At 60.7% G+C, this 12,610-nt stretch carries 10 protein-coding genes and 3 pseudogenes; 10 read left to right on the plus strand and 3 right to left on the minus strand.

What is annotated here, in order from left to right; translation table 11 throughout:
- The 3 genes from ABYV89_RS09030 to ABYV89_RS09040 form a co-directional block, all read left to right on the plus strand.
- The coding region (locus tag ABYV89_RS09030) for a DUF3394 domain-containing protein (protein WP_432822625.1) at positions 1-238 on the plus strand (238 nt) is incomplete at its 5' end.
- Positions 239-246: 8 nt separating this feature from the next.
- Positions 247-735, plus strand: a complete 489-nt coding sequence (locus ABYV89_RS09035) for a universal stress protein (protein ID WP_432822626.1) — start codon at positions 247-249, stop codon at positions 733-735.
- A gap of 23 nt (positions 736-758) precedes the next feature.
- A complete protein-coding gene (locus ABYV89_RS09040; RefSeq protein WP_432822627.1) occupies positions 759-3,752 on the plus strand; it encodes an NAD-glutamate dehydrogenase domain-containing protein in 2,994 nt (997 codons plus the stop codon).
- Between the two features lie 161 nt (positions 3,753-3,913).
- On the opposite strand, the pseudogene ABYV89_RS09045 reads toward ABYV89_RS09040, so the two are convergent.
- The 3 genes and pseudogenes from ABYV89_RS09045 to ABYV89_RS09055 form a co-directional block, all read right to left on the minus strand.
- Positions 3,914-4,106, minus strand: a pseudogene (locus ABYV89_RS09045) (IS4 family transposase); the annotation flags it as partial.
- 179 nt (positions 4,107-4,285) lie between these two features.
- Entirely contained in the window at positions 4,286-5,440 is a 1,155-nt protein-coding gene (locus ABYV89_RS09050; RefSeq protein ID WP_432822628.1) for a Fic family protein, read from the minus strand.
- A gap of 197 nt (positions 5,441-5,637) precedes the next feature.
- On the minus strand, positions 5,638-6,303 hold the full coding sequence (locus ABYV89_RS09055; RefSeq protein ID WP_432822629.1) for a transposase: 666 nt from the start codon (positions 6,301-6,303) through the stop codon (positions 5,638-5,640).
- 166 nt (positions 6,304-6,469) lie between these two features.
- On the opposite strand from ABYV89_RS09055, the gene ABYV89_RS09060 reads away from it, so the two are divergent.
- From ABYV89_RS09060 to ABYV89_RS09090, 7 genes and pseudogenes are all read left to right on the plus strand, one after another.
- On the plus strand, positions 6,470-6,811 hold the full coding sequence (locus ABYV89_RS09060; RefSeq protein ID WP_432822630.1) for a hypothetical protein: 342 nt from the start codon (positions 6,470-6,472) through the stop codon (positions 6,809-6,811).
- Positions 6,812-7,090: 279 nt separating this feature from the next.
- The gene (locus ABYV89_RS09065) at positions 7,091-9,361 is read left to right on the plus strand and encodes a Tex family protein (protein WP_432822631.1); all 2,271 of its coding nucleotides are present in this window, start codon (positions 7,091-7,093) and stop codon (positions 9,359-9,361) included.
- Positions 9,312-9,641 (plus strand): GxxExxY protein, encoded by a 330-nt coding sequence (locus tag ABYV89_RS09070; RefSeq protein ID WP_432822632.1) that lies wholly within the window; start codon positions 9,312-9,314, stop codon positions 9,639-9,641. Before ABYV89_RS09065 ends, ABYV89_RS09070 begins: the two co-directional genes overlap by 50 nt.
- Before the next feature lie 71 nt (positions 9,642-9,712).
- Positions 9,713-10,588 carry a PHP domain-containing protein gene (locus ABYV89_RS09075; RefSeq protein WP_432822633.1) on the plus strand — a complete coding sequence of 292 codons (876 nt, stop codon included), beginning with the start codon at positions 9,713-9,715 and terminating at the stop codon, positions 10,586-10,588.
- Positions 10,589-10,741: 153 nt separating this feature from the next.
- Positions 10,742-11,161, plus strand: a complete 420-nt coding sequence (locus tag ABYV89_RS09080) for an FKBP-type peptidyl-prolyl cis-trans isomerase (RefSeq protein WP_432822634.1) — start codon at positions 10,742-10,744, stop codon at positions 11,159-11,161.
- A 74-nt stretch (positions 11,162-11,235) separates the two neighbouring features.
- Positions 11,236-11,640: pseudogene (locus tag ABYV89_RS09085) on the plus strand (THUMP domain-containing protein); the annotation flags it as partial.
- Positions 11,641-11,842: 202 nt separating this feature from the next.
- Positions 11,843-12,610: pseudogene (locus ABYV89_RS09090) on the plus strand (bifunctional 23S rRNA (guanine(2069)-N(7))-methyltransferase RlmK/23S rRNA (guanine(2445)-N(2))-methyltransferase RlmL); the annotation flags it as partial.

Here is a 12,610-nt window from a genome sequence, read left to right on the forward strand (position 1 = left end):
CATGTTCGCTTTCGGTTCGGCCACCCAGGCGTATTTTATCACCCGCACCCGCTGGTATGAAATCATTCTCCTGCTCGGGGTTGCACTGATCATGTTCCGCCCCGGTTTTTTCGCCCATTACGTCGGCATCGATAACCACTACCTGAGTTACCTGGTCGGCCTGGCCCTGTGGGGAGCAATCTACGCCCTGCAGCGGTTCCGGGTAAAACCGATCAACCAGACACCGGCTCAGGCCTAGGAGGCCCTATGATTCCCCAGTATGGAAAGATCCTCTACGCTACCGACCTGTCGGTCAATGCGGCCCACGCCTTTCGTCACGCCATCAGCCTGGCCAGGCATTACGGGGCAAAAATTCACGTGCTGCACGTGTTGCCGGAGGTCGACTCCTCGGTCCTCAACTACATCTCCACGGTGATGGGGGAGGAGCGGTTGGTCAACCTTGAGTTGGCTCACAAGGACGAGATCACCGACCAGATCCGTATGCGGCTGCATCAGTTCGCCAAAGACGAGCTGGCGGACCACCCCGAAGATCTGGAGTGGATTGCCGACATCGAAGTTCATCACGGCAGCCCGGTCGGGCAGATTCTTGAGGTTGCCGATCGGCTCGACGTTGATCTGGTTGTGGTCGGCAGTCACGGCAAGGGCAAACTCAAGTATGCCTTTCTGGGGAGCGTGGCCGAAAAACTGCTGCGCAAGTCGTACCGTCCGGTCATGGTTGTACCGCTGAACGATTAATTACTACGGGAGACATTGAAACGATGGTCGATTCGGCGAAAAAACGTCTGCGCGGGGATGTCTTGCGGGAGATCGGCGCCAGCTGCGGCAGCGCCGGTGAAAACCTGCAGTGGCTGTTGGGCAAGATGCACCCCTATTTTTCCATCACCATGCAGGACGAACCCGAAGCCGTAGCCGCTCTCGCCACCCGCATGCACCTGCTCGGCCACGAGCAGCGCCTGGTGCTGGCCGACCGTGAGACGCGGCTGATCGTCGCTCGCCCCAACCGGCCCGGATCCCTCTACGACACCCTGAAGACCCTGCGCGAGCGGGAAATCTCCTACGCCCAGTTCACCCAGTCGTACGGGGCGCTTCCCGGGCTGGAGGAGGGGCTCGAGGTGCAGCGCTTCGAGTTCGAGCGCAAGAGCAACCAGGCGATCGCCGGGGCCGGTGAGGTCAAGATTCCGCCCGGCATTCGCAAGTCAATCTCCGAGGCGGTCGCCGAGTTCTACCCGGATTTCGACAGCCGGCAGTTCGATCGCCTGCTGCGGCTGCTTTGGCTCAACAATGAACATTACATGCGGGTTTCGCCCGCCAAGCGGGTTGCCCAGATCCTCTGGCTCTATCTGCAGAGCATCCTGCACGGCGGCATTTATTTCGATGCCGAGGAGACCGAGGATACCGAACAGCAGCGCGAGTACCGGGTCATGTTCGCCGCCGGCAACCCGCCGCAGATCGACTTTCTGCAGCAGATCATGGAAGTGTTCAACCGCCTGGGGATCGGCGTCAAGCGGGCCTACTGCCTGACCATCAGCAACGGGGTACACCCTTATTTTCTGGGCAACTTCTACGTGCGCAGCCGCGATGCCGGGCTGGTCGACAAGGGTTCCGACCTGTTCAACCAGCTGCGCACCGAACTCTACAACACCCAGATCCTCTCCACCGCCTCCCACGTCTATCGCGAGTTCGTGGCCAAGGGGGTGATGGCCGGCGAGGAGGCCTCGCTGGTCAATGCCCTGATCAGCTTCTGCCATACCAACCTGGCGCACAACCAGCCCGACCGCTTCGGTTTCGAAGACGTCATGCGGGCCTTTCACAGTGACCCGGATATGGCCCTGCAGCTGATCTGGCTGTTCAAGACCCGGTTCGACCCGGCCATCGGGGACCGCGAGGCGCTCTATGCCAAGACCCTCGCCGAGGTCACCCAGGCCATCGCAGCCTACAACACCGGCCACCGTCACCTCGACGATGTGCGGCGGGCGATCTTCCGCTGCGCCCTGATTTTCATCCGCAATACCCTGAAAACCAACTTTTTCATCCCCGAAAAGCAGGCCCTGGCCTTCCGGCTCGATCCCGTCTACCTCAGCGAGCTGGGACCGGAATTCACCGCCGATCTCCCCGCCGAGCGCCCTTTCCGGGTCACCTTCTTTTTCGGCCGTCACGGCGCCGGCTACCACATCGGTTTTTCGGACATCGCCCGCGGCGGCTGGCGCACCATCCTCACCAGCGGCTGGGATGACTACGTCACCGGGGCCAATACCATTTTCCGCGAAAATTACGTGCTCGCCCATACCCAGCACCTGAAGAACAAGGATATCTACGAGGGCGGGTCGAAGATGGTGGTGATCCTCGATTCGGCCGATATTGCCGACAAAGATATGGTCACCCGCCGTCTCTACAAGCTGCAGTTCGGCCTGATCAACGCCTTCTTCGACATCTACGTCACCGAGAACGGCCGGGCCAAAGACCCCCGGGTGATCGACTATTACGGCGAGGACGAGCCGATCGAACTGGGGCCCGACGAGAACATGCACGACGAGATGGTGGAGCTGATCGCCCGCCAGTCGGTGCGTCGCGGCTACCTGCTCGGCATCGGCGTCATCTCCAGCAAGAAAGTCGGCATCAACCACAAGGAGTACGGCGTCACCAGCGCCGGGGTGGTCAAGTTCGCCGAAATCACCATGGCCGAACTCGGCCTCGACATCCGCAAGGATCCCTTCACGGTCAAATTCACCGGCGGCCCCAACGGCGATGTCGCCGGCAACGCCATGCGCCTGCTGCTCGAACGCTGTCCGCAGGTCAGGATCAACCTGATCATCGACGGCACCGGCGCCCTGTTCGATCCCGCCGGCACCGACCTTGCGGCCCTGCGGAAGGTCGTCCTGCAGGGCGACGTCGATGCCTACGATCCCCAGGCGCTCCATGAGGGGGGCTTTCTGCTCTACCGCAACGTCCGGCGCAGCGAAGGGCTGCGCGAGCTCTACAAAAAGGTGCTGCGCAGCGACGGCGAACTGCGGGAGCTGTGGGTCACCGTCGACGAATTTTACCGCGAGTTCAACGGGCTCTCCTTCAGCGTTCAGGCCGATCTCTTCATCCCCGCCGGCGGGCGTCCCGAAACCATCGACAAGGACAACTGGCAGGCGTTTTTTCTCGAGGACGGCTCCCCGAGCGCCCGGGCGATCGTCGAGGGGGCCAACTCCTTCATCACTCCCGAGGCCAGGGTCGAGCTGCAGAAGAAGGGGGTCGTCATCCTGCGCGACGCCTCGGCCAACAAGTGCGGCGTCATCTCCAGTTCCTACGAGATCATCGCCAACCTGCTGATGAATGAGAAGGAATTCCTCGCCAACAAGGAGCGCTATGTGGCCGATGTTCTCGAGATTCTCGAGCGGCGCGCCGAGGACGAAGCGCGGCTGATTTTCCGGCGTCACCGCGAGACCGGCGGCAGTCAGCTCTACACCGAGATCTCGGCCGGCATCAGCCAGGAGATCAACGCCCATTATGCCCGGCTGTTCGCCTTCTTCCAGGCCCATCCCGAACTGTGCGACGAGCCGCTCTTTAAAAAAGCGATCGAGGCGCACATGCCGACCCTGGTTCGCCAGAGCGCCAAGTACCGTGGCCGGATCAAGAACCTGCCCCCCAAGTACCGCTACGCCATCCTCGCCAGCGAAACCGCATCATCGCTGGTATACCGCGGCGATTCGGAAGCCAGTTTTATCGAAATGCTGCGCGGTCACCTGCAGCGCAGCCTGCCTGCCTGAAAATTTCTCGATTGGAAACGCCCCGGACAGTTTTCTGCCCGGGGCGTTTTTTTTATCCGTTGATTCGGGGGATAGATTCAAATTGCAAGTGCACCACTTCAGGCCTCATCGAAGACTTCTTTGGGGGGCTGGTAGCTGCGCTCTCCCTTGGCCTCACACTTTCACAGAAGGCGGAACTGATCGTTTTGCGATCCATTTTCCGGCGTTGGCGGTTCGAACAGCTCCGTCAAATGCTCGTTGTTCGAACAAGTCTAGCTGCAATATCCACAACATCCGCTGTAACGAGGCGCCGATTTTCGAGTGGAACTTCAGAAACGACAGCACCCGGTACGCACACAGGGCAATCCAGAGTTGGTTCTTTTTTGGGGGGGGCTCGCCGGCAACTTTATGATATCGCTATGGTTTCTGATCTTGACGGCTCCCTCTGCTGGTTTAATGCGAGAATATGTTCGTTCTGTGCCATAAGCAAGAGTGGTGCAGTCGAGCTTAGCCATCCCGATTACATTGACCTCGCCCTCAGAGTCCTCATTGATTTATGCCATGATGCCGGGATTCAGTTCCGTCCCTTCACTCAAAATCGCCACGTACTCATTGTAGATGAATTTCCGGTTTCTTTTTCCGGTACCGATCTGTCGCAGAATGCCGAGGTTTTCGCAAGCGGCGATCAATGAATTGGCCTTCGTGTAACTGGCCCCGATCATGCGGGCCACGTCATTGGCAGTGACCACCGGTTGGCGCATCAGTCCGCGCAACAAGGTGAGCCCATAAGACCCTTCACCATGCTCAACCAGCCGATCCGAATCCGTCCTTTCCAAAACCTGGATTCTTTTGGTCGTCTGCAACACCATCCGGGAGACCTCACGAATTCCTTCGAGGAAAAAACGAATCCATGCTTCGAAGTTACCGTTCGTTCTGACCTGGGTCAGGCGGTCGTAATATTCCTGTTGATGGGTTTTCAGGTAGGCGCTCAGATAGAGCATCGGCTCGTCGAGAATTCCCTTCCAGACCAGATAAAGGGTGATCAGCAGGCGTCCGACCCGGCCGTTGCCGTCATTGAAAGGGTGGATGGTTTCAAACTGATAATGGAGCAGGGCGCAGCGGATCAGCGGCGGTATCGCGTTGTCCTCGTGCATGTACCGCTCGAAAGCCCCCAAGGCATCAGTCATGGTCTCAGCGGGTGGCGGAACGAATCTGGCGTTGGCGGGACTGGTTCCGCCGATCCAGTTTTGCATCCGGCGAAATTCTCCGGGAGTCAGGTGGGTGCCTCCGCCACGCACCTGCTGCATCAGCACCCCGTGAATTTCCCGGATCAGCCGCAGCGACATGGGAAAATCGTCTTCTCTGAGCCTTTTTAAACCGTGCCGCATGGCCTTGACGTAGTTGATGACTTCGCCTACGTCCACCGTCGGAACATGATCTTCATTCGCGCCCAGCACATCGACCAGAGACGATTGCGTCCCCTCGATCTGGGAACTGAGCAGGGCCTCTTTCTGAATAAATATCCCAACCAGCAGGTCGGGATTCGGCAGGATGGTTACGACGACATTCAGCGCACCCAAGGCGCGATCCGCATCGGAAAGCAACAGGGGGAGATCGCCCTCCATGCTGATTGGCGGCACGGGGGGGAGGTTGGCGGGAAAAAAGGTCGTGTACCCGCTCGGCATTTTTTTGAATTGGCCGCTGCGCATCGATTTGCCTCTCTTGTCTCGCAAGTGCGAGTTAAGAACTCTATTGAGAGGTTATATCATTTTTTTTAAAATAAGAAAGGAGAAACTTGCTCCATATCTTGCGATCGCGAGATATGGATGTTGGCGAAGCGGCCATATCTCGCAGAACAACATAATTTCGGATTCCGGGGACACCTTTGGGGAATTCCGGGGACACCTTACTTAATTGCCTTCTCCTTCGGTCCCGGCTTGCCTCGTTTAAGCGGACGGTCGAGGGACGTTTCCAGCCGATCGACAAACCCCTCTGAGCCAAGCGGTCTGCCGGTGCGTTCATGTTTCCTGATCTCGTTGATCTGTTCATCGGCAACCGATCCCGACAGAAACAAGCGCCAATCTCCCGCCAATTCCAGAAGTGGTGCCACGGTGGCCAGGCCATCATCCGTTGCCGTCAGGTGGGCCTGCGCACTGCTCCACGTCCAGGCTGACGCATCTTCCACCAGACCGGCAACGACCGGATTCATCTCCACATAACGGGCAGCAGCTAAAAGATAGGCTTCGTCCATGGGGAAGGATGCAAAGCGTCCTTGCCAGAGGTGCCCCCGCCAGTTGTTGCGGAAGTTGATCATCCGGCTGTAGCGACGATGGGCCTCGCCGATTCCGCGGCGCAACGAGTCTTCACTTTCGGGAACGGCAATCAGGTGCACATGGTTCGGCATCAGACAATAGGCCCAGATGTCGACCGAGCACTTGCTGCACCATTCGGACAACAGGGCAATATAGGCACGGTAGTCGTCGTCGCCGAAGAAGGTTTGCATCCTCCGGTTGCCCCGTTGGGTGATGTGGTGGGGAATGCCTGCTGCTATGACGCGTGCAATTCTGGCCATTGGTGAAATTTAATGGATTGAGTGGATGCCGTCAAGGGGCAATTAAGTATGGTGTCCCGGAATCGCGGTGGTGTCCCGGAATCGCGGAATCGGCTTTGGGTGTCTATCGTCAAAGGGCAATTAAGTATGGTGTCCCCGGAATCGTGTAGTCCCCGGAATCGTGTGGTTGCGGCGTCACCGCGAGACCGGCGGCAGTCAGCTCTACACCGAGATCTCGGCCGGCATCAGCCAGGAGATCAACGCCCATTATGCCCGGCTGTTCGCCTTCTTCCAGGCCCATCCCGAGCTGTGTGACGAGCCGCTCTTTAAAAAAGCGATCGAGGCGCACATGCCGATCCTGGTTCGCCAGAGCGCCAAGTACCGTGGCCGGATCAAGAACCTGCCCCCCAAGTACCGCTTCGCCATCCTTGCCAGCGAAATCGCCTCGTCCATGGTGTATCGCGGCGATTTCGAGGCCAGTTTTGTCGAAATGCTGCGCGGCCACCTGCAGCGCAGCCTGCCTGCCTGAGTTTTCAACGCCCGTTCGCCGGCGGATCGCCCCCTTCGGTCCAGCAGTCGGCGAACGGGCTTCTCTTCCTCTTCCCGCCGTGTTACAATCCCGCCCCTTCAAAACTGAAGGCAGCTCTCGCCCGCTCATTGCAGTCGCTGGAGCTCGCAGAGAAAGTCAAATGTGCCTTGCATTCAAGCTTTCTCTGTGTCCTCTGCGTGCCCGAGTGAGCTAAGCGAACGGGCGAGAGGTCGGTTTTAAGTCGTTCGTTTTACTTTTTTCACAATAAGGGAACCACCCATGGCATTGACCGATCAGCAGCTTATCCGCGTGCTCGGCTACCTGGTCGAGGAGACCGGGCTTCAAGCCGCCCAGGTTAATAATACTGTCGAACTCTTTCGCGAAGGGGCGACCGTCCCCTTTATCGCCCGCTATCGCAAGGAGCGCACCGGCGAACTCGACGAGGTGCAGATCCGCACCATCGAGGAGCGGCTGGCGTACTTCTCCGAACTGGAGGAGCGCAAGGTCACCGTCCTCAAGTCGATTGAGGAGCAGGGCAAGCTGAGCGCCGAGCTCAAGGCCCGCATCGAGACGACCCGGCAGAAGACCGAACTCGAAGACCTCTACCTGCCGTACAAGCCGAAGCGGCGGACCAAGGCGACCATCGCCCGCGAGCGCGGCCTGGAGCCGTTGGCCGAACTGATCGCCGCCCAGCTGTTGACCAGCGGGACGCCGGAGGAGGCGGCCGCGCCTTTCGTCGATCCGGCCAAAGAAGTGCCCGATGCCGCCGCCGCGCTGGCCGGCGCCGGTCACATTTTGGCCGAAGGGCTGAGCGAGGACGCCGACGCCCGGGCCCTGGTGCGTCAGCTGACCGGGGAGCAGGGGGTCTTCTGTTCGCTGGTCGCCGCCGATAAGGCCACTGCGGTGACCAAGTTCGAGATGTATTACGACTATTCGGAGCCGCTGAAGGAGATCCCTTCGCATCGCATGCTGGCCATGCGCCGGGGCGAGAAGGAAGAGGTGCTGCGTCTCTCCATCACCGCGCCCGAAGAGGAGATTCTGCTGCGCCTGAAGGCCCGGCTGCTGAAAGGGGCGAGCATCTTCCGGCCGCTGCTCGAGGCGGTGGCCGAGGACGCCTATCGCCGCCTGATCGCTCCCTCCATCGAGGTCGAACTGCGCCTGGAGGCAAAGAAAAAGGCCGACGAGGCGGCCATCGAGATCTTCGCCCAGAACCTCAAGAACCTGCTGCTGCTGCCGCCGGCTGGCAGCAAACGGGTGCTCGGCGTCGACCCGGGAATGCGCACCGGCTCCAAGCTGGCGGCGGTGGACGAGACCGGAAAGTTTCTCGAACACGTCACCATCTATCCCCACACCGGTGAAGCGCGGGTGCCGCAGGCCAAGAAAGATCTGCTGCGGATGGTCCAGGCCCACGCCATCGAGATGGTCGCCATCGGCAACGGCACCGGCAGTCGCGAGATGGATCGCTTCGTCCGTGACACCCTCAAGGAGGCAGGGCTGAAGGTCGCCGTGGTGGTGGTCAACGAGGCCGGGGCCAGCATCTATTCGGCTTCGGACATCGCGCGCGACGAATTCCCCGAGCTTGACCTGACCATCCGTGGCGCCATCTCCATCGCCCGCCGCCTGCAGGATCCGCTGGCCGAGCTGGTCAAGATCGACGCCAAGAGCATCGGCGTCGGCCAGTATCAGCACGACGTCAGCCAGAGCGCCCTTAAAAAGGCCCTCGACGCCACCGTCGAATCTTGCGTCAACTTCGTCGGGGTCGATCTCAATACGGCCTCCTGGGCACTCCTTTCTTACGTTTCCGGCATCGGCGAATCGCTGGCCCGGGCCATCGTTCGTTATCGCGATGAACAGGGCTCCTTCTATGCCCGCAAGGGCCTGCTGAAGGTTCCCCGTTTTGGCGCCAAGGCCTTCGAGCAGGCCGCCGGATTTTTGCGCATTCGCGGCGGCGTGCATCCTCTGGATAACACCGTCGTGCATCCCGAGAACTACAAGCTGGTCGAAACCATGGCAACTGACCTCGGCGTCAAACTGGCCCAGTTGGCCAGCGACGCGACCCTGGTCGCCAAGATCGACCTGAAGCGCTATGTCACTGAGACGGTCGGTTTGCCGACCTTGCGCGACATCCTCGAAGAACTGAAGAAGCCGGGCCGCGACCCCCGCGCCGCTTTCGAAGCGGTGGCCTTTCGCGACGACGTGCAGGAAATTTCTGATCTGCAGGAAGGAATGGTATTGCAGGGGACGGTGACCAACGTCGCCGCCTTCGGCGCCTTCGTCGATATCGGCGTCCACCAGGACGGCCTGGTGCATGTCAGTCACCTCTCCGATCGCTTCATCAAGGACCCCAACGAGGCCGTCAAGGTCGGCGAAATCGTCAAGGTCAAGGTGCTCGCCGTCGACATCCCCCGCAAGCGGATTTCCCTGTCGATCAAAGAAGCGCTGGGCGGGACCGGCATCAACAAGGCGGCCAGACCGGCGGAGAAAAAGAAGCCGGCGGCCGATGACCGCAGCTCTTGGGAAAAAGCAGGATTTAGAGTCAAAAAACGGTAAATGCAAAGGCGGTCTCTCGCCCGTTCGCTTTGCTCACTCGAGCACGCAGAGGGCGCAGAGGGCGCAGAGGGCGCAGAGAAAGGCAAAAACTATGGGTGAGAATGCATTAAATCAGCTGGTCGTCGAATTGAAATCGGTTGATAAGACCTTGCCCGTTCATGTAAAACAACTGCTGACTTATCTGCGCCTTGCAGACAAGCCCCTGGGTCTGCTGATAAACTTCGGCGAAAACTTGCTGAAAGACGGCATCACCCGCTTAGCCAATAACCCTCGCTTTTGATTCTCTCTGGGATCTCTGCGTGCTCGAGCGACTGTAAGGAGCGGGCGAGAGGCCGATTAAAGGAATTTTCCATGACACAAAAACTGGTTGATTTACACTTGCACAGTACCTGCTCCGATGGCTCCTACCCTCCGGCCGAGGTGGTGCGGATGGCGGCCGGGGCCGGGCTGGCGGCGATGGCGCTGGCCGATCACGACAACATCGACGGCATCGATGCAGCCATGGCCGCCGGAGCCGAGCTGGGGATCGAGGTGATTTCGGCGGTTGAGCTGTCGGTGGTCTGGGAGTCGCTGCAGGATATCCATCTGCTCGGCTACGGTTTCGATCACCACCATGCCGAGCTGCAGGGGGCGCTGAAGTATTTCCGCGAGTTTCGCGAAACCCGCAACGAGCAGATTGTCGTGCGGGTCAACGAGAAGCTGGTTTCCGAAGGGCGGCAGCCTATTGACCTCGAGGCGGTGAAGCAGAAGGCCGGCGGCACCATCGGTCGTCCGCATATCGCCATGGCCCTGCTTGAAGACGGCCACGTCAGTGCCAAGGGGGAGGCCTTTGACCGCTACCTGGTCCCCTGCAACGTCGAAAAACGCTTCTTCCCCATTGCCGAGGCGATCGAGCTGATTCATCGCGCCGGCGGGGCGGCGGTGCTGGCCCATCCCCCCTTTATTCCGGTCGAGCGGGCCGAGTTCCCGAACCTGCTTGATGCCTTTGTCGCACTGGGCCTCGACGGAGTCGAAGCCTTCAACAGCGGGGCCACCAACGACGACATCGACTGGTATATCACCCAGGCCCGTCGGCGCGGGCTGATTGTCACCGGCGGCAGCGACTTTCACGGCATCGAAGGGGAGGGGCTGGTGGTTGGCGGCGGCCGCGGCAACCTGAAAATCCCCTATGCCTGCGTCGAGGAAATCCGCCAGGCGGCCGAAAAGCGCCGCGCGGCCCAGGGCTGAGTCAACAGAAGGAAAAATCCTTGATTTGCCCCGGGCCCGGCGGCCGTGTTATTATGTGGCTTTGCGGCCATGCCTTCGGTGAATCAGGCTCACCGGTTCTTCCTTTTTTCACGGCATGGCCACCGGCTAGAAAATGAACGAAAAGGAGCAGCAATGTCCCAGGTAAAAGATGGCGATACCGTCAAAGTCCATTACACCGGCACCCTTGAAGACGGTACCGTTTTCGACAGCTCGGAAGGGCGCGACCCGCTCGAATTCACCCTTGGCCAGGGCCAGCTGATTGCCGGCTTTGAAAAGACCGTGCTCGGCATGACCGCCGGCGAGTCGCGGACCGTGAAGATCCCTGCCGAAGAGGCCTACGGCCCCTATCGCGACGAGATGGTGCTGGCCGTCCCCCGCAGCCAGTTTCCCCCGGACATGTCCCCCGAGAAGGGGATGCAGTTGCAGGTCGGCGAGAACGAAGGGCAGGGGATGCTGGTGACGATTACCGAAATTACCGATGAAGAAGTCACCCTTGACGCCAACCACCCGCTGGCCGGTAAAGAGCTGAGCTTTACCATCCAGCTGCAGTAGTTCTTTCTCTCACTGATGAGATGACACAGGGGCGGCCTGACGGGTCGCCCCTGCCGTCTTTTGGACGAAACAACATGGAAATCCGTTCTTTTTTCGCCACCGCCCCCAAGGGGATCGAGCCGCTGCTGGCCGACGAACTGCGCGCCCTCGGCGTCGAGGACGCCGCCGAAACCCGCGCCGGCGTCGCCTTCTCCGGCACCCTGGAAACCGCCTACCGGGTCTGTCTCTGGTCGCGCCTGGCCAACCGGGTGCTGCTGCCGCTGGCGACCTTTGCCGCCGATTCGCCGGAACAGCTCTACGGCGGCGTGCGCGCCATCGACTGGAGCGAGCATCTGGCCGCCGAAGGAACCCTGGTGGTCGATGCCAGCGTCTCCCACTCGCAGATCACCCATTCGCACTATGCGGCCCTGAAGGTCAAGGACGCGGTGGTCGATCAGTTTCGCGACCGCAGCGGCGTACGCCCTTCGGTCGATTCCGAGCGCCCCGACGTGCGCATCAATCTCTACCTGCTGCGCGACACGGCGACCATCAGCCTCGATCTTTCCGGCGACAGCCTGCATCGCCGCGGCTACCGCGACGAGGGGGTGCTGGCGCCGCTCAAGGAGAACCTGGCGGCGGCCATCCTGATCCGGGCCGGCTGGCCCGAGATTGCAGCCGCGGGGGGGGGCGCTGGTCGATCCCATGTGCGGTTCGGGGACCCTGCTGCTCGAAGGGGCGCTGATCGCCGGGGATATCGCCCCCGGGCTGCAGCGCCCGTATTACGGCTTTTTCGGCTGGCGCGGTCACGATGCCGCCCTCTGGCAGCGCCTGCACGACGAGGCCAGGCAGCGGCGCGTCGCCGGCCTGTCGCGGATCCCGACCATCGTCGGCTTCGACGCCGATCACAAGTCGGTGCGGGCGGCCCTGGCCAATATCGATCAGGCCGGGCTGCGCGAAACTATCCACGTCGAACGCCGCGAAGTGGCCGCCCTTGAAGCTCCGTCCGGCAGCAAAATAGTCAACGGGCTGGTGGTGGTCAATCCCCCCTACGGCGAGCGGCTCGGCGAGGTCGAAGCGCTGAAAGAATTGTACGGTACCCTCGGCGATCGCCTGAAAGAACATTTTACCGGCTGGAAAGCGGCGGTCTTCACCGGCAACGTCGAGCTGGGCAAGAAGATCGGCCTGCGGGCCAAGCGCATGCATGCCCTCTACAACGGCGCCATCGAGTGCAAGCTGCTGCACATCGAGGTGCAGCCGGAGAACTTCGTCGACCGCCACCGGGCGCCGGCCCCGGTCCAGCTTAGCGAAGGAGCGGCCAGTTTCGCCAACCGGTTGCGCAAGAACCTCAGGACCCTCGGCAAATGGGCCAGGCAGGAAGGGATTTCCTGCTACCGCCTGTACGACAGCGACATCCCCGAGTACGCGGTGGCCGTCGATCTTTATGATGGCCGGGTGCATGTGCAGGAATAC

This window comes from Trichloromonas sp., from assembly GCF_041583255.1.
Lineage (GTDB): Bacteria > Desulfobacterota > Desulfuromonadia > Desulfuromonadales > Trichloromonadaceae > Trichloromonas.